The 22,720-nt window shown below is 59.4% G+C and carries 25 protein-coding genes, 1 tRNA gene and 1 pseudogene; 16 read left to right on the forward strand and 11 right to left on the reverse strand.

Annotated features, from left to right (window positions below; genetic code table 11):
- Nucleotides 1-97: 97 nt before the first annotated feature.
- From HW450_RS12805 to HW450_RS12815, 3 genes are all read left to right on the forward strand, one after another.
- A complete protein-coding gene (locus HW450_RS12805) occupies nucleotides 98-1,450 on the forward strand; it encodes a cutinase family protein (protein WP_182385983.1) in 1,353 nt (450 codons plus the stop codon).
- 72 nt (nucleotides 1,451-1,522) lie between these two features.
- Nucleotides 1,523-2,440, forward strand: coding sequence for a vWA domain-containing protein (locus tag HW450_RS12810; RefSeq protein ID WP_182385984.1), 918 nt, complete (start codon nucleotides 1,523-1,525; stop codon nucleotides 2,438-2,440).
- Between the two features lie 21 nt (nucleotides 2,441-2,461).
- Nucleotides 2,462-3,412: a hypothetical protein gene (locus HW450_RS12815; protein WP_182385985.1), complete on the forward strand. Its 951-nt coding sequence runs from the start codon at nucleotides 2,462-2,464 to the stop codon at nucleotides 3,410-3,412.
- 53 nt (nucleotides 3,413-3,465) lie between these two features.
- On the opposite strand, the gene HW450_RS12820 is transcribed toward HW450_RS12815, so the two are convergent.
- Nucleotides 3,466-4,494, reverse strand: a complete 1,029-nt coding sequence (locus HW450_RS12820; protein WP_182385986.1) for a DDE-type integrase/transposase/recombinase — start codon at nucleotides 4,492-4,494, stop codon at nucleotides 3,466-3,468.
- 74 nt (nucleotides 4,495-4,568) lie between these two features.
- Nucleotides 4,569-4,952: a hypothetical protein gene (locus HW450_RS12825; protein ID WP_182385987.1), complete on the reverse strand. Its 384-nt coding sequence runs from the start codon at nucleotides 4,950-4,952 to the stop codon at nucleotides 4,569-4,571.
- Between the two features lie 178 nt (nucleotides 4,953-5,130).
- Here HW450_RS12825 and HW450_RS12830 point away from each other — a divergent pair, with 178 nt between their 5' ends.
- Entirely contained in the window at nucleotides 5,131-5,439 is a 309-nt protein-coding gene (locus HW450_RS12830) for a hypothetical protein (RefSeq protein ID WP_182385988.1), read from the forward strand.
- Between the two features lie 3 nt (nucleotides 5,440-5,442).
- Complete coding sequence (locus HW450_RS13265; protein WP_182387564.1) at nucleotides 5,443-5,664, forward strand: CPBP family glutamic-type intramembrane protease; 222 nt, start codon at nucleotides 5,443-5,445, stop codon at nucleotides 5,662-5,664.
- 15 nt (nucleotides 5,665-5,679) lie between these two features.
- Here HW450_RS13265 and HW450_RS12840 read toward each other — a convergent pair.
- Both HW450_RS12840 and HW450_RS12845 read right to left on the reverse strand, forming a co-directional pair.
- A pseudogene (locus tag HW450_RS12840) lies at nucleotides 5,680-6,603 on the reverse strand (IS3 family transposase); the annotation flags it as partial.
- Nucleotides 6,604-6,617: 14 nt separating this feature from the next.
- Nucleotides 6,618-6,905, reverse strand: coding sequence for a transposase (locus HW450_RS12845; protein ID WP_182384945.1), 288 nt, complete (start codon nucleotides 6,903-6,905; stop codon nucleotides 6,618-6,620).
- 45 nt (nucleotides 6,906-6,950) lie between these two features.
- On the opposite strand from HW450_RS12845, the gene HW450_RS12850 reads away from it, so the two are divergent.
- The 6 genes from HW450_RS12850 to HW450_RS12875 all read left to right on the forward strand — a co-directional run bounded on the left by HW450_RS12850 (nucleotide 6,951) and on the right by HW450_RS12875 (nucleotide 9,981).
- Nucleotides 6,951-7,205, forward strand: coding sequence for a hypothetical protein (locus HW450_RS12850; protein ID WP_182385989.1), 255 nt, complete (start codon nucleotides 6,951-6,953; stop codon nucleotides 7,203-7,205).
- 17 nt (nucleotides 7,206-7,222) lie between these two features.
- Nucleotides 7,223-8,449, forward strand: a complete 1,227-nt coding sequence (locus HW450_RS12855; RefSeq protein WP_182385990.1) for a VG15 protein — start codon at nucleotides 7,223-7,225, stop codon at nucleotides 8,447-8,449.
- Nucleotides 8,440-8,787, forward strand: a complete 348-nt coding sequence (locus HW450_RS12860; protein ID WP_182385991.1) for a hypothetical protein — start codon at nucleotides 8,440-8,442, stop codon at nucleotides 8,785-8,787. The genes HW450_RS12855 and HW450_RS12860 overlap by 10 nt, the downstream gene beginning before the upstream one ends.
- 38 nt (nucleotides 8,788-8,825) lie before the next feature.
- A complete protein-coding gene (locus HW450_RS12865; RefSeq protein ID WP_182385992.1) occupies nucleotides 8,826-8,984 on the forward strand; it encodes a hypothetical protein in 159 nt (52 codons plus the stop codon).
- Nucleotides 8,985-9,125: 141 nt separating this feature from the next.
- A complete protein-coding gene (locus HW450_RS12870; protein WP_182385993.1) occupies nucleotides 9,126-9,668 on the forward strand; it encodes a capsid assembly scaffolding protein Gp46 family protein in 543 nt (180 codons plus the stop codon).
- Nucleotides 9,669-9,699: 31 nt separating this feature from the next.
- Complete coding sequence (locus tag HW450_RS12875; protein ID WP_182385994.1) at nucleotides 9,700-9,981, forward strand: hypothetical protein; 282 nt, start codon at nucleotides 9,700-9,702, stop codon at nucleotides 9,979-9,981.
- A gap of 387 nt (nucleotides 9,982-10,368) precedes the next feature.
- Here the strand turns inward: HW450_RS12875 and HW450_RS12880 are convergent.
- Nucleotides 10,369-10,445 (reverse strand) — tRNA-Leu (locus tag HW450_RS12880).
- Between the two features lie 69 nt (nucleotides 10,446-10,514).
- Here HW450_RS12880 and polA point away from each other — a divergent pair.
- A complete protein-coding gene (gene polA / locus HW450_RS12885) occupies nucleotides 10,515-13,094 on the forward strand; it encodes a DNA polymerase I (protein ID WP_182387566.1) in 2,580 nt (859 codons plus the stop codon).
- Here the strand turns inward: polA and HW450_RS12890 are convergent.
- From HW450_RS12890 to HW450_RS12910, 5 genes are all read right to left on the reverse strand, one after another.
- Nucleotides 13,091-13,705: an ABC transporter ATP-binding protein gene (locus HW450_RS12890; protein ID WP_232843275.1), complete on the reverse strand. Its 615-nt coding sequence runs from the start codon at nucleotides 13,703-13,705 to the stop codon at nucleotides 13,091-13,093. The genes polA and HW450_RS12890 overlap by 4 nt on opposite strands.
- Nucleotides 13,698-15,302, reverse strand: a complete 1,605-nt coding sequence (locus HW450_RS12895) for an ABC transporter permease subunit (protein WP_182385995.1) — start codon at nucleotides 15,300-15,302, stop codon at nucleotides 13,698-13,700. Before HW450_RS12895 ends, HW450_RS12890 begins: the two co-directional genes overlap by 8 nt.
- Nucleotides 15,295-16,245: an ABC transporter permease gene (locus HW450_RS12900; RefSeq protein ID WP_182387569.1), complete on the reverse strand. Its 951-nt coding sequence runs from the start codon at nucleotides 16,243-16,245 to the stop codon at nucleotides 15,295-15,297. Before HW450_RS12900 ends, HW450_RS12895 begins: the two co-directional genes overlap by 8 nt.
- A gap of 42 nt (nucleotides 16,246-16,287) precedes the next feature.
- On the reverse strand, nucleotides 16,288-17,880 hold the full coding sequence (locus HW450_RS12905) for an ABC transporter substrate-binding protein (RefSeq protein WP_182385996.1): 1,593 nt from the start codon (nucleotides 17,878-17,880) through the stop codon (nucleotides 16,288-16,290).
- Between the two features lie 83 nt (nucleotides 17,881-17,963).
- Complete coding sequence (locus tag HW450_RS12910; RefSeq protein ID WP_182385997.1) at nucleotides 17,964-18,695, reverse strand: class I SAM-dependent methyltransferase; 732 nt, start codon at nucleotides 18,693-18,695, stop codon at nucleotides 17,964-17,966.
- A gap of 174 nt (nucleotides 18,696-18,869) precedes the next feature.
- Here HW450_RS12910 and rpsA point away from each other — a divergent pair, with 174 nt between their 5' ends.
- A complete protein-coding gene (rpsA, locus tag HW450_RS12915) occupies nucleotides 18,870-20,324 on the forward strand; it encodes a 30S ribosomal protein S1 (protein ID WP_182385998.1) in 1,455 nt (484 codons plus the stop codon).
- 63 nt (nucleotides 20,325-20,387) lie between these two features.
- Nucleotides 20,388-20,963 carry a dephospho-CoA kinase gene (gene coaE, locus HW450_RS12920; RefSeq protein WP_182385999.1) on the forward strand — a complete coding sequence of 192 codons (576 nt, stop codon included), beginning with the start codon at nucleotides 20,388-20,390 and terminating at the stop codon, nucleotides 20,961-20,963.
- A 319-nt stretch (nucleotides 20,964-21,282) separates the two neighbouring features.
- On the opposite strand, the gene HW450_RS13125 is transcribed toward coaE, so the two are convergent.
- The gene (locus tag HW450_RS13125) at nucleotides 21,283-21,468 is read right to left on the reverse strand and encodes a hypothetical protein (protein ID WP_232843276.1); all 186 of its coding nucleotides are present in this window, start codon (nucleotides 21,466-21,468) and stop codon (nucleotides 21,283-21,285) included.
- Between the two features lie 75 nt (nucleotides 21,469-21,543).
- Between HW450_RS13125 and HW450_RS12930 the strand changes: the two genes are divergently transcribed.
- Entirely contained in the window at nucleotides 21,544-22,095 is a 552-nt protein-coding gene (locus tag HW450_RS12930; protein WP_182387571.1) for a hypothetical protein, read from the forward strand.
- A gap of 98 nt (nucleotides 22,096-22,193) precedes the next feature.
- Complete coding sequence (locus HW450_RS12935; RefSeq protein WP_407926250.1) at nucleotides 22,194-22,565, forward strand: transposase family protein; 372 nt, start codon at nucleotides 22,194-22,196, stop codon at nucleotides 22,563-22,565.
- Nucleotides 22,566-22,720 lie beyond the last annotated feature (155 nt).

Here is a 22,720-nt window from a genome sequence, read left to right on the forward strand (position 1 = left end):
GCAGTTACTAGTAATATATGCAGGTGGGGGTGGGGTGAGCAAACTCAGCGCACGGGCTATGATTTCAGTCAGATACATAGCCTTGAAAGGTGGCACCATGCGTCGGTTGTTAGCGGCCGTATTGTTCTTTGTCACTGCCCCGGTTGCGCATGCGGCCGAGCCCCAGACCTGCGCTGACGTGGAAATCATCGCTACGGCCGGGACAGGGGCGGCCTCGGTGTACGACGACCCTGCGAACATCGTCAGCTTCGGGGTGGGGACTAACTTCGTGGCCCACGTGGTTGAGCGTTTCGGCAACGTGAGTGCGTGGCAGACTCCCTATCCCGCGAGCGCAGGCGTGGCGGGGACCGTCGGGCCGAACAAGGACACCGTGGTTCTGCCATATGGGAAGTCGCAGCAGATCGGCGTGGAACGCGTGGTCGGTCGGCTTTCTGAGATGGCCCCGGCGTGCCCGAATACGAAGTGGATACTGGTCGGATTCTCCCAAGGGGCCGACATCACCGGGGACGTAGCCCAGCTGATTTCCTCCCGTCAGGCCCCCATCGGCCCCGACCGGCTGCTGGCGGCGTACCTCGTTGCGGATCCGGGGCGGGCACGGGTACTGGACCAGGACGGCATGACCGACACGGGGACCTCCGGCACTATGACCGCTGATGGGGCGGTGTTGGTGCGAACCAGTGCGTCGTCCCCCGCGCCAGGGACGGTGGGTCTTGCCGGTGCACGCCCCAACGGCGCCTTCAGCAACCTGCCCGGCAAGGTGCGGCACATCTGCGCCGGCGATGACCCTGCCTGCACTGTAATGCCTGGCGGCTTGCTTGCGGGTGCCGCAGCCCGGGCAAACGCCGACCCCGCCGACGGCTACGACGGACACCCCGCGACCCTGCGCAGCATGCTTATCGACGGCTCCCTCCACCGAGCCCTCGGCCCGCACGGTGCCCAGTTGCTTGACGCCGTGACCTTCGGGCGCTTCCAGGAAGCCGAGCAGATCTTCGCGCGAGCTGCTGGCACACCGGGTTTGAGCCCTGAGCAAGCTGCCGCCATCACACTGTTCGGACACGAACTGCTCGGCACCGCGCTCGGCGTGGACATCCCGGACCAATCTTTTACCGGGGACGCTGCGGTAGACAGGTTGATCAACGTTTACCTCACCACCAACCGAGAGCTCAGGTACGCCTCCGCCATGTCGCGCAACCACACCGCATACACAGGTGAGAGTCGCGACAGTGTGGTGCGCATCGACGGCGCGCGGGCCGACGACTGGCTCGAATCCGACATGCACGCCGTTATCACCAAGGAACTGGGGGCTGCACAACATGTGGCACCGGTGCCTTATGCCGAACGTGATACTTGGTGGCAACGCTTTGGGCACCCCCAATGGAGCGCCGTGCAATTTATCCTCGGATCCGATCATCCCTGGGCACGTGCCCTGTGGGACTTCTACGGTCTATAGCTCTTTCCTGTGGCGGCTATCACAACTCTGTATTAAGGTGCGGTTATTACCTGCGACCGCATTGGAGTAGAGATGTTGAGATCCTTTTTGCTGGCAGTGGCGCTTATGCTGCTGCCATTGCCGATAGCCCAGGCCCAAGAGCCCACGAATTCCACCATGCTCATCATGGATGCATCCGGATCCATGGAAGCCCCCGATGGCTCCCGCACCAGAATGGACTCTGCCAAGGAAGCAGCCCACGCGCTGGTGGACTCCCTGCCGGAGACCGCCAACGTGGGATTCATGGCCTACGGCGCGAAGGAATCAAACGCCCCCGAGAACAAGGAAAAGGGCTGCCAGGACATCGAAACCCTGGTGCCAGTGGGAGCGCTAGACCGGAAAGCGTTCCACTCTGGGATCGATGGGTTGAAAGCTAAGGGCTACACCCCGATGGCGAACTCGCTGCTCAAGGCAGCAAAAGAACTGCCTGCTACCGGGGAGCGATCCATCATTCTCGTCTCCGACGGCATCGATTCCTGCGCGCCACCCGAGGTGTGTACCGTGGCTAAAGATCTGGCCAAGCAAGGCGTCGGCCTGACGATCCACACCGTCGGCTTCCAGATCGATGAGGCCGCCCGCGCGGAATTGCAGTGTATCGCCCAGGCCTCCGGCGGGCAGTACCGCGAAGCGCGCGACGCCGCTGAGCTCACTGAAAGCCTGGATTTTTTAGCTAAACGCGCTGCAGTGACCTACCAGACCGCCGGAACCGACTTCGAGTTTGCCGACACCATCGATGGCGCCAAATGGCTTGGCGAAGGGCTTTACCAGACCCGCGTCCTCCCCAACGCTGAGAAAGACGGCAAACTACGCTACATCCGGGTAGCCGTGCCGAAGGGACACGACGCCTACGTCTCGATCACCGGCATCCCAGACCGCGACAAAACCGGTACTTCCGACACCGACGGCGACCTCAACTACTGGTTGGAAGACATCGGGAACACGTCCAATTGAAAAGACTGTGACGGGGACAAATTGTTCATCGATCTCGGACAAACCCATTCGGACGCGTACTCTCCTCCAGAGCCGGAAGCAGCCGTCATCAGGGGAGAAGGCGCCACCGACTGCGACATGGACCAGTGGTACCTCGGCTACGACATCCACACCACCAAGCCCGGTGGCGGGGAAGTCTCCGTCGAAATCCAGGTCTCTTTCGAACCCATCGTCCCTAAGGACCAGGCCCAAAAGTTCCCGGCAGGCGACACAGGGGCAAAGCCAAACCCAGCAGACCTGCCCTTCAAGGATGTTCAGCCAATCACTGGCGGCACAGGCTTTAACGACGCCACCCCAGTCACCCCAGGCGCCTACTCAGACTCCCTCGTGCCAGGAGAATACAAGTTCTACCGCATCCCCGTGAACTGGGGCCAACGACCGGTGGTGACCCTGAAACCAAGCGAATCCAAACGCAACGAAACTGAACACTACGGCGCCACAATCTACTCACCCATCCGTGCCGACATCGAAAGCTTTGACGCTAGTGCGTGGAAGAAGGAAGACGTCAAACCATCCACCGCCACCCTCGACCGCGCGATCCAGTACCACAACCGGACTGCCAACGCAGGAGGTGAAAAGCAAACCATGGCCGGCGATTACTTCATAGGCATATCGATGTACAACTCCTCCTCAGACAAAGATAAGGGTGTTGACCAGCCGTTCGAGATTGCGTTCGATGTCGTCGGCAAGTCGGCTGATGGGCCGGAATGGCGCCCGAAGCTCGTGCCCGGGCCCAAGCCACTGGACAAGCCAGCCAGTGCCGCCACGAGTTCAGCGGCCGCGCCGTCAAGCGCTTCTGACGAGCCTGCCGTGTCCGCCGAGCCAGTGGAGAAAACCGGGATGAGCTTGGGCCAACTCGCCATCGGTGGCGCGGCAGTGCTAGGTGTGATCGTCCTCGTAGCTGTCGCGCTGTTGGTGATGCGCCGGAAGTAATGCGATAGCGATTCGCGCCGCGCCCGCCAGTTAGTTGTGACCCTGGTTGGGTTTCAGGCGTGGTTTTCTAGCTGTGCTAGGTGCCTGGTTTCCAGTGTAGTTGGTTGTTGTTTTCCGATGTTAATCCCAACGATTGATGGTGGGGGCCTTAGCCCGTACCGCCTGGGCCTGCGTCCCGGGTTTTTACGGTAATACGCCGCGGATTTTGCAACCCGATGGTCGAGGATCTGGCGCCAACTACCATCAAAGACCTGCTGGGGCGTAAACCCAGCTAGTCCCCGATGCCGGTCACGGTGGTTGTACTCGTTGATGATCTTGCCAATCGTCTCCACCGCCATCTCGATCGTGGGGTAGATTTCCTTGGCCCAGCGGTGATGCTTGATCGTGCGGTGCGATGACTCCTCGTGTGGATTGTCGTTAGAAACCCCGGGGCGGATCAGCGACATCTCCACACCAGAAGCACTGAGCAGTTTCTTCATCGTATTGCTGGTCATGATCGACCCGTTGTCGCTGTGCACAACCTGCACCCGATTACCGGTGGCACCGATAGTGGCAATAGCCTTCGCGATCAGCTGCTTTGCTAGCGATGTTTCTTGCACGTGTTGGATGGTCCAGGCCACGATCTTGCGGGAATACAGGTCCAACACGGTGTACAGGAACAATCCCTTGTTGAAGTAGGACTGGGGCAGCCAGGTGACATCCCAACACAGCACCTGGCCAGGGGCAGTTGCTGACACAACGGGCATTGCCTTCGGGGCTGCGGCCCGGCGTGCGCACGTTGGCTGCGCGAAGTACTCGGTGTTGACCCGGTAGAACGTGCGCATCGATCCAATAAGTGGATCCGGCCCATCTAGATGGTCATGGAAGATCCGGTACACCGACAAGTCCTTGGCTTTGCCTTTGGCGAGAAGGTCCACAATCTGCTTCGTTTCCTCTGCTGTTAGTGCGCGGGGATCCGGGCGGCGGGCACACCGCGGTGGCGCCGGCCGCCGGTGATGGCGGTAGCGCCACACCGTTTTCGCGCATCCTGACAGACGAAACGCCTCTTTCAAGGTCAGGCCCGCTGCAACCAAGTCATGCACGAGCTGGGTATCACAGGAAACAAAGTCAGCATGGGCCTTTTTCTGTTCGTCGGTGAGTTGTCGGCCACCTCGCTTTAGTCCTCGGAAAGGTTGTGCAAGGTGGCGATAGCTTTTCCCAACGCTTCAGCCGCCTCTTGGTTGGCGTGGGCCCGCTTACGCAATGCTTCGTTGGCTTTACGCAGGCGTGCGTTTTCCTCAAGTAGTCGTTTGATCTCTTTAGCCTCGCTGGTGCTCATAACTACAGTCTGGCGTGGCGAAAGGTCCATGTCGACATTCCCGGCAATCATTTGATCCCGCCATTTCACAATCGCAGCGCCGGAGACGTTGTGCCGTTTCAAAAACGCGCCTTTGGTGCCATGCTTTTGCAGGTAGTAGTTAGCTACCAACCACTTCTTTTCCTCCGGGGTAAACACCCGATGTGGTTTGACCCGAACAGTAGGGGCAAGCTCGTTAGACATTGATGATCCTCTCTGTAGGAGGGTCACAACTTCACTGGCAAACAGGGCGCGTGACAAATCCCTACGCTTATCAAAAATCTGACCAGCATGTTTGCTGAGGATAGGCGTAGGGATTTGTTTTGCCGGAACGTGTTTCCCAGTGGGACTGGGATTGCTACGATTTGCCGTAGGGATAATCATGGTTGAATTTCTGTTGTTTCTCATTCCCTCGCTCAGCTATGTGCTGGTCAGGCGCAGACCGCTCGGAACGCGGCGCGCAGGGGCGAACGTGGGCTGGCAATGGGGGAGCTGGCGCACCGCAGGCTTCGCAGTCGCTCTCTTCCCCATACTGCTGGGGCTGGGATATGTCGGAACCCGACTAGTAACCTCAGCCGACCTCAGTGCGCCAGGAGTGGTGATTGCGCAAGGAATCAGCCTGGCGGTCATCCTGAGAGCGGTGGGCGAGGAGATTTTCTTCCGCGGATTCCTCGGCGGAATGCTCCTGTGACGGCTGGGGTTTTGGGTAGGAAACTCTATCCAAGCTGCGATCTTCCTCCTTCCGCACCTCTTACTGCTCACCATTGATGCCCGGCTATGGCCGATTCTGCCCATACAGTATGTAGTCGGTTGGATACTCGGCGCATTACGTCACCGCTCGGGGAGCATCATCGAATGCGCAATCCTGCACGCTGCCCTCAACACCTGGGCTGTGTCAAGTTTTGTTGACGGTTAGACCCGTTTGTTTTGGTTAGGCTGCAAGGGCCTCGGGGAGTAATTCGGGGCTGGGGGTCAGGAAATCGGCCATCGCCTCAGCGGGAATGAGGCCGGTCGCACTTTGGCGGCGCTGTCGGTTGTAATACGTCTCAATCCACGACAGTGTCTCTAGGCGGGCGTGCTGCTTGGAATCGAATTGTTTGCGCTCATGCAGCAGGTGAAGTTTCAGCGTGGAAAAGAAGGATTCCGCCACCGCATTGTCCCAGCACACGCCAACAGAGCCGACAGACAAGCGAACGTCGAGTTCTTCGGCGCAGTCAGCGAACACCTTTGAGGTGTACTGACTGCCTCTATCCGAGTGGAATATCGCATCACCAGCAACGAAGCCTCGATCATGGGCCATGGTCAAGGCATCCACCACAAGCTTCGAGCGCATGGAATCGGCCATCGACCAGCCCACCACCATCCGGGTGCCCAGATCCATGACTGTGGCCAGGTACATCCAGCCTTCACGGGTGCGCAGGTACGTAATATCTCCGCACAAGACCGTGGTGGGCACTGGGGGATAAAACATCCGCCGCAGGTAGTCTTTGCGCAGGTCAGCGTCAGGATCCGCAATGGTGGTGCGTACCTTCTTGCGTCGGTACTTCGTGACTAAATTGTTCTGCGCCATGATGGTGCGCACCGCGTACAACGTGGTGTCAATACCTTCAGCGACCAGGTCAGCAAAAATGGTGCGAGCACCGGCAAACCCTTTGTGCTTGGTCGTGAAAAGCTCTGTGACGCGGGCACTGATGGCAAGCCTGCGCCCCCTGGGAGAAGATGCAGCCACAGGGGTGTGGTGGCGTTTCTTCCAGGCGTAGTAGCCGGCTCTGCTGACGTTAAGGACGCGTGCCATCATGGTGACCGAGTATCTGGGCTTGGTCGTGCCTTCTTTGTCGAAGTGGTAGATGACGCGGAAGAAGTCGTCTTCTACTGCTCCTTGGCAAAGAAGGCGCTGACTTTTTTTAAGAACTCGTTTTCAAGCTCCAGCTCCCGGATTCGTTTGGTCATTTCAGCTGGGTCTTGGGAGTTGGGGTCTGCTTTGCGCAGGTGAGAGCCGCGGCCGGTGCCTTGGGTGCCTTTGGCTTTGGCCACCCACCGGCCCAGAGCTGAGGAGGAGATCCCGTACTCGGCAGCGACTTCCTCGCGTGTCTTGCCCAACACGAGAACCGCATCCACGCACTGCTGTTGAAATTCTTTTGGATAAGCCTTCGGCATAATCACACATCCTTGTCGTTGAGGGTTTCACCGTCAACAAGAATCATGACAGCTCAGGCAGCGACGATGGATGCGATGGTTAAGGCGGTGCAGGCGGGTATTTTCCCTGCTGGTTCTGAGGTTATTTGGGACAGGCTGGGGGTGACGGATGCGGAGAAGCAGGTGCTGCGTAGGGAGCTGGCATCGCAGCGCGCTTCCAAGGTTATCCAGGGCTTATCTGCTGCTGTTGGCAATGTTGATCAGCCGGCACTAGCTGATCCGAATGCAGGTGTTGACTCTTTTATCCCAGGGGCGTTCTAGGAAGGAGGGGCGATTAGGTGAACGAGCATCGTCAAATTCAACAGCAGTACGCGTTTGCCTTGGATGCTCTTCGGATGCTTGCTCAGCGAGAGCTGCTTTCGTGGTGGGATCAAACAGCGCATTTAACGTATGTCGATCAACGACGACTGTTGGCGCAGCCTTTCCTTGAGATCGTTCGTAAATATGGTGAGCAGGCGGCGTATTCGGCGGCTGATTACTTGTTTCTGTCGAGGTCTCTTGATGAGTCCTTAGCCAAACTGGAGTATCCCGAGATTGCCGATCCTGTTGGGTTCGAACAAGCTCAAGCGTCGTACAGGTATGCGATGTGGTTGAAAGAGTATTCAGAGGATCCAGAAGCCCGACAGGTGGCGAAGGCTAAGTTAATGGGGGTTGTGCAGCGTTTAGTGACGGAACCAGCTCGGACGACGGTGGAGATGGGCGTCGTAAAAGCAGGTACCGCGTATGCTCGGGTTCCTGAGCCTGGGGCATGTGCATTTTGTCTGATGCTTGCTTCCCGTGGCGCAGTTTATTCAAAGCAAACAGTGCTTACAGCTCATGCGCATCGTGAAAACCGTAAGCACAGTGTAGGTATCAAGGCGATGAAGCGCTATCACGATAATTGTCGTTGCCTTGGGATTGAGGTTAAACGTGATGGGTCTGATTTACCGAAGATCAATAGGGAGTTGGAGAAAGCCTGGGGTCAGGCGATGCGGGCTGGTTCTGAAGGTACGGACTTTCAAAAGTGGGCCACCTATATTGAGGATCGCAGGCTTGCTGCGATGGAGGCGGTGAAATTTCCAGAGATTCCGGGGTTGAAGATGCCTAAGTACCAAGGCGATGCGACACGTGTGGTGGACGGCAAGCGTGAGCCGTTGCCAGCACTGGACAAACTAGCTGGGCATATCTTGTATGGGTGGAGGTCAGACCGTTCACCAGAGAAACCGTTAGTTTTAGACAAGAGGTCCGGGCACACATCTCAATCGGTAAGGGTTGGAAAGACTCGGTTCCCGATGTCTTGGTCTGATCAGCAGATTTTGGATGCGTGTGTGAAGGTCCTCCAAACTGGACTGGTCTCTGTCAAGGGGAACGTTAGAGTCGTGGATGGGGTAGTCGATGGTGTGAAGATCAGGATGAAATACACGATCTTTGAAGGAAAAGCTGTACATGTTTACGGATACCCGCTAAAATCCCCTGGTAGAGGTACATCTGTAGTGAAGAGGGGAGGGGGCATTGCGTGGCATTAGACAACACAATTCCGGAAAAAGTAACGCACATCGATAATTTTCTGCTTCCGGACAATGAAATCGAATATGAAGTGTTCGACGCGGTAGCTCCCAAGGTTCTTCCTCTACTCAGCGCCACGGACCGCCAGGGAGTTGTTGAAGAGTATGAAGATGGAGGCTATCCGGCAGGAGCCTTAGCGTGGGCGCTCAACGCAATTCAGTCACCAGTTCCTCGAAGCGTGGTGGGAATTGTCCGAAACTATGTCCCTAAGCTTCGGGATTTTAATAGTGATTGGTTTGGCGTCGACCGTGCACTTCGAAGTGCGATTGATCGGTGCGGTATTGATGAATCAAAATAGCGCTTCTAAGTAATTTGGTTTGGGTGGAGGTTGCTGCAGTGAAACTTCATCGGATCATTGTTAGCCTTGTTGCAGAAGATTCCGGGGAGCTCACCACTGAGGTGGACATCGAAGGCGAACCAGCGTTTGTGACAGCACTGGGCATGCTCGACATGGCCAGACAACAGCTGTATGACCGAGTTGATGAAGATAATTAGCGCCGCCTAACAGGTAGGAAATCCAGGTTCGAGTCCTGGCGGACGCACCCAAAACCCCAATTCAGGACATACCTCCTGGGTTGGGGTTTTGCCATGCCCGGAAAGGGCGGATGAAAAACAACCCTGAAAAAGGAGAACCCCATGAAGAATAATTACCCGTGGCTACGGTTCATTGAAGGCCCAGACGGCTCAGCACCAACACCTGCCGAGGAAACCACCAATCAAGGTTCCACGGTGGAGGAGAAAACACCAACTGGTGCCGGCAAGGAAACCGACTATAAGTCCAAGTATGAGGCCATGAAAGCCCACTCCCGAGAATGGGAACAAAAGGCCAAGGCGAATCTTGCTGCCGCGAAGAAACTCCAAGAGATCGAAGATGCTGGTAAAACTGAGCTGCAAAAGCTCACCGACCTGCTCGAGAAGGAGCGCGCTGAAAAGCGTGCTATTGAGGCTGAAGCTACCCGGCTGCGAATCGCGACCCAGCATGGGCTTAGTGCTGATGATGCGGAGCTGTTTCTTCATGGGGATGCCGAAACGATGGCTAAGCAGGCTGAGGCGCTGGCGAAACGACCAGCGGCACCAGATACGAGTCCGAAAGGACTTGGCGTGAATCCTGCGCAGGGCCGTGGGGCGGCATCATCCCCCGTGCGTGACGACATTATCGAACGCGCAAAGAAACTCTAAAACACCAACACATAGAAAGGATTAGATTGCTATGCAGTTTGGCATGAAGACCGAAAAGTTCGGTTCTGGTAGTCAGCTTTGGCTCGGCTCTGCCCACGGCACTGACGTGGCGCGAACCGTCACCATCGATGGCAAGAAGGTTAGCGGGTTCAAGGATGGGTTTATCCCAGCCGGTACGCCTCTTAAGCAGTCCGAAGATGGAAAGTACGAGCCGGTTGCTGAGACGAGCGACGTGCTTGCGGGATTTCTCCTCGCTGACCAGTCGTTTACCGTGGTCACGACCAGCAGCCATCCCAGAGACAGACCATATTAGACCCCAACCTCTAAACTTCCTACAGAAGCGAAAGACAGATACACCACCGCGCAGGACGTTACCGCTATCTAAAACAGGTGGTAGAGAGTTCGAGGAGAAAACAACCTCGACCCCTTTTATGCCACTTCCTCTCGAACCCTCTACCAACCGGCCCTTCGCCGTTGTTGTGCTCTCTACCACCTTCAAAGCTCAACCTCGTACATTGAGCACTAGCACAGCAACGGGATACAAAAGGGCTCCATCATATAGCCACATAAACCTCTGGGGAGCGACACGCCGACCAGACACACATTTAGCTACTTAACCCCTACTTAACCCTAATATTTGGACACTTTTAACAAAAATATGCCAGCTCAGAAAATGAAAACATGCTCTGAGCTGGCTCTTTGGTGCCCCTGGTGAGACTCGAACTCACACTGCACGGGTTTTGAATCCGTTTCCTCTGCCAATTGGGATACAGGGGCGTGAAACAAAATATTAGCCCATGGCCGGTACGGAAATAAAATCGCCTAGACTTGGGTGCCATGAAGTTGATGTTGATCGATGGGCACTCGATGGCGTTCCGCGCGTTTTATGCGCTTCCGGCGGAGAATTTTTCCACTTCGGGTGGGCAGCATACGAACGCTGTGTATGGCTTTTTGTCGATGCTCGCGAACCTGCTGAGTGAGGAAAAACCCGATCACATCGCCGTCGCGTTCGATGTGGGCCGCAATACGTTCCGCACCGAGCTGTTCCCCGAGTATAAGGCGCAGCGGGAGGCTGCTCCGGAGGAGTTTCGGGGCCAGGTGGAGCTCATCGAGGACGCGTTGAACAAGCTGGGTATCACCACGATCCGCAAGGAAAATTACGAGGCGGATGACATCATCGCTACGCTCGCCACGGCGGCGAAGCCTCTCGGCTTCGAGACGTTCATCGTCACGGGTGACCGCGATTCCTTCCAGCTGGTCAATGACACCACCACGGTGCTGTACCCGATGCGGGGCGTATCCACCCTGCATCGTTTCACCCCGGCGGCGGTGGAAGAAAAGTATGGCCTGACGCCGAAGCAGTATCCGGAGTTTGCGGCGCTGCGCGGTGACTCCTCCGATAATCTGCCGGGGGTGCCGAAGGTGGGGGAGAAGACGGCTGCGAAGTGGATCCAGCAGTACCACACCATCGATAACTTGGTGGAACACGCGGATGAGATCAAGGGTGTGGCGGGTAACAATTTCCGGGAGCGCCTCGACCAGGTGAAAATGAACCGCACCCTCACGGAGATGGTGAAGGACCTTGAGCTGCCCGTCAGCCCCGACCAGCTAGCGTTCCAGCCCGCGGACATCACTGAGATTGCTACCACCTTTGACGAACTCGAATTCGGCACCAACCTGCGCGAGCGCATCCTTTCAGTAATCAACGCCGAGGTCACCGACGCGCCACAAGAAGTTACGGAACTGGTCGTCGATAAGCAGGCGGTGCGGGAGTGGCTGCCACGCGGGCCGCTCGCTGTGGCGCTGCAGGGGCAGCAGCTGGCGCTTGTCGACGCCGACCGCCACGCACTCCTCGTGGACCTCGCGGAGCTCGATGAGGAGGACTCCGCGGCGCTCGCCAAGTGGCTGAAATCCGAGGAGCCCAAGTTCTTCCACGACGCGAAAGCCGCCTGGCATGCCCTCACCGATCAAGGCTACGAACTAGACGGTATCGCGCACGATACCGCCCTGGCCGCCTACCTGGTGCGCCCCGGACAGCGCACCTACTCCCTCGCGGACGTCTACCAGCGCCACCTGAAGAAACAGCTGGCTGCGGACACAGATCAGCTTTCGCTGCTGTCCGACAACACAGAGCTCGCCGACCACGCCGCAGCGGTGTGGGAACTAGCGGAAGAGCTCACCAAGGAACTACAGAAAATCGAGGGCTACGAGCTGTACCAATCCCTCGAGCTGCCACTGCTGAGCATCCTGGCGCGCATGGAAGCCACCGGCATCGCCGTGTCGGTGGCGGCCCTGGAAGAGCAGCGCGACACCTTCGTGGAAATGGTCGCCGATGAGGAAGCCGCCGCCCGGGAATTGGCGGGCGACCCGAACCTGAACCTGTCCTCCCCGAAGCAGCTGCAAGTGGTGCTGTTTGAGACCCTGGGCATGCCGAAAACCAAGAAAACGAAGACGGGATACTCCACGGCAGCCAAAGAAATCGAAGCACTGGCGGTCAACCATCCGCACCCATTCCTGGATCACCTGCTGGCCCACCGCGAATACCAGAAGATGAAAACCACCCTGGATGGGCTGATCAAGTCCGTCGCCTCCGACGGGCGGATCCACACCACGTTCAACCAGACGGTCGCGTCGACAGGCCGACTGTCTTCTACGGAACCGAACCTGCAGAACATTCCGGTGCGGACCCCGGCGGGGCGTCGCATCCGCGCGGCGTTCACCGTGGGCAAAGGGTACGAGTGCCTGCTCACGGCCGACTACTCACAGATCGAGATGCGCGTCATGGCGCACCTGTCTGGCGACCCCGGACTGATCGACGCCTACCAAAAGGGTGAAGACCTGCACAATTACGTGGGCTCTCGCGTGTTCGACGTGCCGGTTTCCGAGGTCACCCCGGAGCTGCGCCGCCGCGTGAAAGCCATGTCTTACGGCCTGGTCTATGGCCTGTCTGCGTTCGGACTGGCCGGGCAGCTTGACATCACCCCTGGCGAGGCGAAGAAAATCATGGAGGCTTACTTCCAGCGCTTCGGCGGGGTGCGCGACTACCTGTCCAAGGTGGTGGAGCAGGCCCGCAAGGACGGCTACACGTCCACGCTGTTCGGGCGCCGCCGCTACCTGCCGGAACTCATGTCCGATAACCGTGTGGCCCGAGAAAACGCGGAGCGCGCCGCCCTCAACGCCCCGATCCAGGGCACCGCTGCGGACATTATTAAGGTGGCGATGATCCGCGTCGACGCCGCGCTGAAGGGCATGAAGTCCCGCATGTTGCTGCAGGTGCACGACGAACTCGTGCTGGAGATCGCCCCCGGCGAGCTGGAAGAAGTCAAGGCCATCGTGGAGCGGGAGATGGACGGCGCCATCTCCCTGTCCGTGCCGCTGGAAGTGTCCGCAGGCTCCGGGGAAAACTGGGACCTAGCGGCGCACTAGAGCTCGTCGATGCGCACAATCCGGTGCGCGCACGCGGCGAGCAGGCGGTGGTCGTGCGAGATGAGCAGCACGCCACTGCCAGCTTCGGCGCGCTTGGTGAGCAACTGAATCACGCCCGCCGTGGCAATGGGATCCAGAGCCGAGGTTGGCTCGTCGCACACCAGATAGCGCGGCTGCTGCGCGAACGCCCGGGCGATGCAGGCGCGCTGCAGCTGCCCGTCACTGACGTGCTCCGGGGTGCGCTCGAGCAGCTCGGGGGAGAGGAAACACTCCTGCGCAAGCTGCACGATGTCCGCGCTACCACCCGAAATGTCCAGGGGTTCCCGAATGATCTCGGTAAGCGTCCAGCCGGGGTTGGTGGCGGCGCGGGGCGATTGGTGGATCGTGGCGATCCGCGGATCCCGGCGTTTCAATGGCACATCGTCGATGGTGACGTGACCTGCGGTGGGCTGGTAGCGACCGGTGAGAATACGGCCCAGCGTGGTTTTCCCGGACCCCGAGGCGCCGATGAGGCCGACGATCTCGCCCGGCGCGATCGATAGCGTCACGTCTTCTAAGACAGATTTGGTGCCGAAGCGGATGCTGATGTTGTGCGCGGTGAGACTAGCCACTGACGAACTCCTTTGTCAGGCGCAGCCCACCGCTTGGTAGGGCCGCGAGCAGCGCCTTGGTGTAGGGGTGGGTGGGATTGTCCAGCACGTGCGGGCCGTGTTCGACGATCTCACCGTGGTGCATGACGGAGATGTGGTGGCAGATGCCGGCGTCGATGAGGTCCTCGATGTCGTGGGTGATGAGCAGCACCGTGGTGCCGCTGTCCGCGATCTCCCGCAGCAGGGCGAGGATCTCCAGGGTGAGGTCGGGGTCGAGCGCGCTGGTCGGCTCATCGGCAACGATCACCTGGGGATCTCCTGCGAGGGCGCCGGCGATGGCGACGCGCTGCATCATGCCACCGGAGAGCTGGTGGGGGAAGTAGTCGGCGATGTCCGGGGTCAGGTGCACCAGCTCCAGCAGCTCCGGCACCGTGTGCATGCCGGTGCTCAGCTCGGCGAGTTGCGGGCCGATGCGGCGCACCGGGGTAAACGACGTCGCGGCGGACTGTGGGACGAAGCTGACGTTTGAGCCACGCAGGGCGCTTAACGACGCCCCGGGTTTCCGCGTTGCCGCTGCCGACTCACATTCGGTCAAGCGTTCCCCCGCCACGCTGATTGTGCCGGTAACGCTGCACCCTGGTGGGATCGCACCAAGCAGTGCGCGCCCCAGCGTGCTTTTTCCTGAACCGGATGCGCCGACGAGGCCATGGACCTGACCGGGGGTGAGCTCTAGGGTGGCGTCATGCACCAACGTGGTGCCATCGTCAGCGGTGACCGTGAGCCCAGCGACTCCGGTGTCGGGAACCTCAGCAGCAACGGCAAGGTCGGCGTCACAGTCTCGCGCTGTGGTGTCTTTCTTGCGCATCAATGACATCGCGGAGATCGTGGTCAACAGCAACACAATGCCGGGGAACACCAGGGACCACCAGGCACCTTTCATGATGTCCTCGCGCGCCAGATCCATCAGCGTGCCGAGCGACGGCTCATTGGGCTGGATACCCAGGCCCAGGAAACTAAGCGCTGATTCGTGCCACACCGCGTGGGGCATGAGCATGGTGATCGCGACGACCGCTTGGCTCAGAGCCGCGGGGAAGTAGTGGCGGCGCAGGATCCAGCGGGGCCGGGCCCCGGCCCCATAAGAGGCATCGACGAAATCGGAGGCGCGCACGGACAGCACCGTGGAACGGATAATACGGGCCACAGGCGCCCAGTGCGTGATACCGATGGAAATGATCAGCGCCGGAATCGATCCCTGAAACAGGGCGACGATCACCACGGACAAAATCATGTGCGGGATCGAGTTGATGGCGTCGGTAAGCCGCATGATCACGCGGTCCACCCAACCACCCAACGTCGCCGCGCTCAGGCCCACCACCACGCCCAGCGCGGTAGCCAACAACGCGGAAATAAGGCCGATCAGCAGCGACACCCGCAGCGCCTGCGCGGTACGCACGAACAGGTCAAAACCGAAATGGTCCGTGCCCCACCAGTGTTCGCCACTCGGGGCCTGCAGGGCTGTGGCGAAACTCGGGGAGCCTTGATCCAGCAACGCCGGAACCAACAGTGCATACAACAACACCAGCACAAACAAGCTGGCACCTAAGCGTGGTTTAAACATCGGTCACCCTCGGATCAATCAAAACGTAGGCAATGTCACTAGCCAGCGACCCCAACATCACCACCACGGTTGTCGCCGCCGTGATGAACGCCAGGAGCGGAAAATCCACTGCAATCGCGGACTCGACCGTGGCGAAAGCCAGGCCCGGCCAGGAAAACACCGTCTCCACGATGAGCGCCCCCACCACCAGCTCACTCAGGCGCGCACCGATCAGCGTCACCAACGGCATGAGGGACATCGGCAAGATGTGGCGCAGCAGAATCTTCCGCTGGCTCAGCCCCCGCAACCGGGCGGTACGCACCGCCTCTGATGCCGAAGCATCACGCGCCGCCTGCTGCATCGCCAGCAACGGCCAGGACAGCTGCGAGATCGCCAACACACACGCCGGCGCAATCAGATACGGTCCCACATTCGCCAGCGACGGCTCCCGCCCGATCGGGGCAGCCCCACCGATCGGGATGGCATGCAGCAACAAGCCGAAGAACAGCACCGTGCCCAGCGCATACACATACGACGGCGTCGCAGCGATAAACACACCCACCGCCGTGACACAGCGATCCACCAGCCCGTGCGGATGACGAGCAGAAAGAATCCCCAGCACCACAGCCAGCAGCATCAGGATCGCCAGCCCCACCGCAGATAGCAACAGCGTCCACGGCAGGCGCTCCACAATCACATCCGCCACCGGCTTGTGATAAATCCGGGACCAGCCCAAATCACCCTGCAGCAAGTGCTGCCACCAATACAGCCACTGCCCCCACCACGGCCGATCCATACCAAGCGACGCCGCGATCTCCGCCAGCTCCGCATCGGTATAACTGCCGTAGTCGGAACCTAAGTGATGGGCCAACGGGTCAAACGGCGACACCGCAGCCAAACCGAAAATCGCGAACGTCACCCCGAACGTGGTGAAAGCAGTAATCACCAAGCGGGTGCCGATCATCTTCGGCAGGCTGCGCACATTATCGCGATGTGTCAGCATAAGCTACTTAGACCACTCCGACATCCGCCACCACGGACCCCACGTCGCATCGTGGATGTGTGGCTCAATAATCACGCCCGGCTTCTGGTAACCGTTCGGCTTGGACACGTAAATGTGATCCAGATTCAGCAGCACCAGTGCGGAAGGATTGTCGAAGTACAGCTCCTGCGCTTTCTTCCACAACTCATTGCGCTTATCGGTATCTACCTCACTGCGAGCCTCATCCAGCAAGGCATCCAGCTCCGCAGAACCGTAATCACCCGGGTTGGCGTACTTGCTCGTGGCCTCCGTACGGGTGTGCAGATACTCGTACACCATCACCGTCGGATCATATGGGGCAGAACCGCCGCCCAGCACCGCGGCAGCCTTGCTCAGCTGCGGGGCAATCTCATCCCAGGTCCCCGACTTGAGTTCAAACTCCAGGCCCAGTTTCTTCATCTGCGAAGCGAACTCCACCGCGATGTCGCGCCGGGTGGTGTCGTTTCCGGCGTAGAACAGGTCGATGTGGAACGGCTTGCCGTCCTTCTGTCGCATCCCATCGGCGCCCTTGACCCAGCCCGCCTCATCGAGAAGCTGCTCAGCCTTCGCGGTGTCGTACTTGAATCCCACCTGAGGGTTGTGGGCGTCGCCGTAGAGTTTGGAGAGCAGGGTATCGATGGAGACACCGTAACCGGAGAGGGTGCCGTCGATAAGCGCCTGCCTATCGACGCCGTAGTTCAGAGCCTGGCGCACCTTCGGGTCCGCTAGTTCCGGCACCTTCGGGAAGGAAATGCCGCGCCAGTCCGCGGTGTGAGCGACGTCGATGTTCAGGTTCTTGGCGTTCTTCACGCTGGCCGCCTGGGCCGGTGGGATTGCCGCACCGTCAACCTCACCAGCGACGACGCGCTGCGCACGGGCTGTATCATCGGCAGCGGTGGTGATCACCAGCTCACGAACCGGGGGAGTGCCGCCCCAGTAGTTCTCATTAGCCTTGAGGACAGTTTCATCGGCCTTGTGCGAGACAAAGACGTACGGCCCGGTGCCCACGGGGTGGGTGTTGAGCTCCGAATCGGCCACCGGGACACTGTCGTTCGTCTTTTCCGATGGGGTGATCGCGTACGCCAGGCGGGAATGCATCTCCGCCAGCGGGTACTTCAGCCGGAACACCACGGTGTGCTCGTCCGGGGTTTGCACCTCATCGATCATGTTGTAGCGGGCGACCACCTCGGAACCGGCCTTGAGGTCGCGTGCCACGTCGTAGGAGGCCTTCACATCGGCGGAATCGAAGTCGGAGCCGTCGGAGAATTTGATGCCCGTCTTGAGCTTCACCGTCCATTCGGTGGCATCGGCGTTGTGCGTCGGCATCTCGGCTGCGAGCGCGGGTTCAAACTCCGGGATGGTGTCCGGGGAGCCGGCCTTCGGGCGCAGCAAGCCGTCGTAGACCGGGCTCACGCCAGTTTGGCCGAATCCGGATGCCGGGTGATATTTCTTGGCGGCTGCACGGTCCGCGAGGACCAGGCGCTCGGGGAACTCGCCGGAGGCTTCGCTCTGGCCTGGGTCGCCACACGACGTCAGAGTCAGAGCCAGTGCTGGGATGAGCAGCAATGGACGCTTCATTTTTACCTTTCTGAAGAGATAACTTCGGTTAGTTGAAATAAGGGCATACTAACCTAATCCTAGAATGATAATGGAAGCTGTTATCAAAATAAATAAGGTTTGTGTGAGACAAAAATCACAGTGCCCGGAAACATCTTCCCCCTCATCGGTGACCACTGGCCCCAATTCTCCGTCAGCCCTTCCGGCCACTCCGGCTCAATCACATCATCGAGAACAAACCCCACCTGTAATAACTCCCGAATCCGATCGCCCATCGTCCGATGCTGCTCCGCATACGTCACCTCACCGCCCGCCACCTCGACATAGCCCGACCGGTCAAAATAGCTAAACTGCACCTCAAAGCTCTCCGGATCATCGGCAAAAATCCACCGCATCGGATGATTGATAGACATTACAAAACGACCGCCAGGCTTCACGACGCGCACAGCCTCCCGCAACACATCCACCGAAGATTCCACGAACGGAATCGCCCCGAACGCCGAGAACGCCACATCAAAAGCTCCATCGGCAAACGGCATCTCCAGGGCGTTGGCCTGGACGAGGTTTCCCGACCCGTGCCGAAGCATCCCCATCGACAAATCAAACCCAACCGCCAGGTGGGCATGACCTTCGAGCCATCGCGTACAGGAGGCCGAGCCACAGCCAATTTCTAGGACTCGTTTGTTTCGGACGTCGCCAAGCAGCCGTGCGTCCTTTTCGTGCAACATCTCGGGACACCAATAGAAGGACGAAAGATAGTTTTTGTGTGACTCGTGATAGTTGTGTGCATCCTGATCCCACCAGGCGCGGTTCGCTGTCGAAAATTCTGAAGACATACGCCACTTTCTATTTGATTCTGCAGGTAAAAGGGACTATTGTTTGTGAAGCGTGTCTGCACGGGCGCGCGGTGGATACTCTATAGGAAAGTGTCATACCCGCGTTCTTGCACTTCAGACCCGCAAATCCCTGTCCATTTTCGATTTCCTATAAGCTTTCGGAGCTATTAACACATGCCCAACCACAACGTTCCTCAGGTAGCCATCAACGACATCGGCACCGCTGAGGATTTCCTCGCAGCGATCGACGCCACCATCAAGTACTTCAACGACGGCGACATTGTTGAAGGTACCGTCGTCAAGGTCGATCACGACGAGGTACTGCTCGATATCGGATACAAGACCGAAGGTGTCATCCCATCCCGCGAGCTGTCCATCAAGCACGACGTTGACCCAGACGAGGTCGTGCAGGTCGGCGACCAGATCGATGCACTCGTCCTCACCAAGGAGGACAAGGAGGGCCGTCTGATCCTGTCCAAGAAGCGCGCACAGTACGAGCGTGCTTGGGGCGCCATCGAAGAGCTCAAGGAGAAGGACGAGCCAGTCACCGGTACCGTCATCGAGGTTGTCAAGGGCGGCCTGATCCTGGACATCGGTCTGCGTGGCTTCCTGCCAGCATCCCTCGTCGAAATGCGTCGCGTCCGCGACCTCGACCCATACATCGGCCAGCAGATCGAAGCTAAGATCATCGAGCTGGACAAGCACCGCAACAACGTGGTCCTCTCCCGCCGCGCATGGCTCGAGCAGACCCAGTCCGAGGTCCGCTCCGAGTTCCTCGCACAGCTGCAGAAGGGCCAGGTCCGCAAGGGCGTTGTTTCCTCCATCGTCAACTTCGGCGCATTCGTCGATCTCGGCGGCGTAGACGGCCTCGTCCACGTTTCCGAGCTGTCCTGGAAGCACATCGACCACCCATCCGAGGTTGTTGCCGTTGGCGACGAAGTCACCGTCGAAGTCATCGACGTTGTGCTTGAGCGCGAGCGCGTCTCCCTGTCCCTGAAGGCAACCCAGGAAGACCCATGGCGCGTCTTCGCACGCACCCACGCTGTGGGCCAGATCGTGCCTGGTAAGGTCACCAAGCTCGTCCCATTCGGCGCATTCGTCCGCGTCGAAGAAGGCATCGAGGGCCTCGTCCACATCTCCGAGCTGGCTGAGCGCCACGTCGAGGTCCCCGACCAGGTCGTCTCTGTTGGCGACGAAGCAATGGTCAAGGTCATTGACATCGACCTCGAGCGCCGTCGCATCTCCCTCTCCCTCAAGCAGGCCGACGAGGACTACACCGAAGAGTTCGACCCATCCAAGTACGGCATGGCCGACTCCTACGACGAGCAGGGCAACTACATCTTCCCAGAAGGCTTCGACCCAGAGACCAACGAATGGCTCGAAGGCTTCGAAGAGCAGCGCGCAGAGTGGGAAGCTCGCTACGCAGAGTCCGAGCGTCGCCACCAGCTCCACACCGCACAAATCGAGAAGAACCGTGCCGCTGCAGCTGAAGCTGCAGCATCCGCACCAGCAAACTACTCTTCCGAAGCATCCTCCGCCGAGGCTGCAGCACCAGCAGAAGAGTCCGCAGGTTCCCTCGCATCCGACGAACAGCTCGCAGCACTTCGCGAAAAGCTCGCCGGCAACTAGTCACTAACTAGACCCCAAGGCCCGCCCCCATCGAGAGGCGGGCCTTTTGCGTACACTAAACACATGCTCATCGGACTCACCGGAGGCATCGGCTCCGGAAAATCAACAGTAGCCACCATGCTCCGCCACCGCGGCTTCACCATCATCGACGCAGACCAAATCGCCCGCGACATCGTCGAACCCGGAGAACCCGCCCTCGCCGCCCTCATCGACGCCTTCGGCCCCGACATCATCGACGGCCAGCGACTCAACCGGCCCAAACTCGCCGAGATCGCCTTCGCCTCCCCATCGGCAACTGCACGGCTCAACGCGATCATGCACCCAAGAATTCGGGAAGAAACCGACCGACGCATCGCGCAAGCTCCCGGAGACGTTGTTTACGACATGCCCCTCCTCGTCGACCTCGGCCTCCATAAAAACATGGACCTCGTCGTCGTTGTCACCGTTGACCCCGAAACCCGCGTGCAACGCCTCATCGGACGTGGTCTTACAGCTGACGACGCAAGGAAACGGATGAGTGCGCAAATTTCCGATGATCAGCGTAACGCGGCCGCCGATGTACTCATCGACAACAATGGAACGCTGGAAGAGCTGCAGCTGCAGGTCGATGCATTCGTGGAAAGGATTCGTCATGCTTGAAAAGCTGGTCGGTACGTGGCCAGGGACGGGCAAAAGGCCTTTACCCGACGATTGACCCCTTTCGAATACGAAGAGACCAACGAACTCCCGGGAAGCCGTTTCAGGTGTATGCACAGAAGACTAAAGGGAGGCGAGGTCCGATGCATACCGAAACGGGTTTCCTCCGCCAAGTTGCCGATGGGAGGGGGAGTTTATTCGCTCTCCACCTACCGGTCAGGCGGAGATTCTCGTTTCCCTGGACGTGTCGAATGTCCAGAATTCAAGCACGGCGAAGCGAGTGTATTGCCCTGGAGGGCGATACACTGCGCTCGGAGTTTTTTTATGGCTGCGGTGGGGAGTGTCTTGTGGCGTAGTAGTCGTATGTGAGTCCGCGCCAACCGGAGGTGAGGAGGTCGTTTCCGGAGTAGCGGATGGGGTCACCTTTTCTTCGTTGATGTCCGGGGTAGCCGCCGTTGCCTCGGACTATTCGTCCGTGGTTTTCGTTGTCGGGGTCGTCATCGTTCATGCCGTTGTGTGTTGGGCATAGCGGGGTGAGGTTTTCCCAGGATGTTTCTCCGCCTCGGGACCAGGCGTCGATGTGGTGGGATTGGCATTCGGCGGCGGGGCGGTGGCAGCCGGGCCAGGAGCAGATGAGGGTTTCCAGGTTGGCGATCATGCGGTGTGCGCCGGTGGAGCAGCGGGTGTCTTGGATGGGGGCTACTGCGGTGGCGTGGGCGACGCCGTCGGCGTCGAGGGCGGTTTGGAGAACCCAGCCGGTGTTATCGAGTTGGCCTTTGAGGGCTTCCTCGGGTGTGATACGGGCGCCGTCGGCGGTGACCAGGTAGCCGCGGTCCCAGATGAGGGAGCGGTCGACGGGGATGAGGAGGACGGGTTTGTAGGTGGGGGTGGTGTTTGCCGATGGGGAGAGGAGTTTTTGTTTGAGCCAGATGTCGAGGGCTTGTCCGAAGGTGTGGGTGTCGCGTTTTTTCCCGATGAAGGGGCGGGATTGTTCGCGGATGTGGGCCCATTCGGCGTCGGTGAGGTGGAAGGTGATGCGGCGTCGGCCCCAGAGGTCAGGCCGCTTTGCGACGCCGACGGTTCCGCGTGGCGGGTGAGGTTTGCCGGCTCTTCCGGTTTCAGAGTGCGTAGCTGACCATGGGGTGGGGTTCGGGGTGGCACAACATATAGGGGTCCTGGCCGGTACAAGATGAGAGTTGCGAAGCTTCCATCCAACCGAACCAGGACCCTACTGTGCAGCCTACTACTGGCAACCTCGTCGCCGACACCATCTGCCGCACCGCAGAAATCGGCCTCACGATCACCGGAGCCGCCGACGCCGGAAACATCACCATCATCGACGCCACCCCGGTGGCCGTGAACCACACCTGCCCGGACTGCGGGCACCCCGGGAAGCTGAGGGATCACACCCTGCGCCGGCTCGTTGATCTTCCCGTCGTCGGGTTCCCCACCCGCCTGGACGTCCGCGTCCCCCGCTTTCTGTGCACAGAGCCCTTCTGCTCTAGGAAGATCTTCCAGGCATCCCTGGCCTGCGCGGAGGACGCCAACGCCGACCCAGCGCTGCCACCCGCTGAATCCTCCAGCGCCTCGCCATTGACCGGATGAGTGTGTCTGCCACCGCCAAAGTACTCGGTATCGGCTGGGACCTGGTCAACCAGGTCGCACTCGATGCCTGCCGCCAGCTCGTCTACGACGACCCGCACCACCTCGACGGCGTCATCGGCGGCGTCGATGAGCACGTCTGGAAACACACCCGAGGT

The organism is Corynebacterium hindlerae (genome assembly GCF_014117265.1).
Taxonomy (GTDB): Bacteria; Actinomycetota; Actinomycetes; order Mycobacteriales; family Mycobacteriaceae; genus Corynebacterium; species Corynebacterium hindlerae.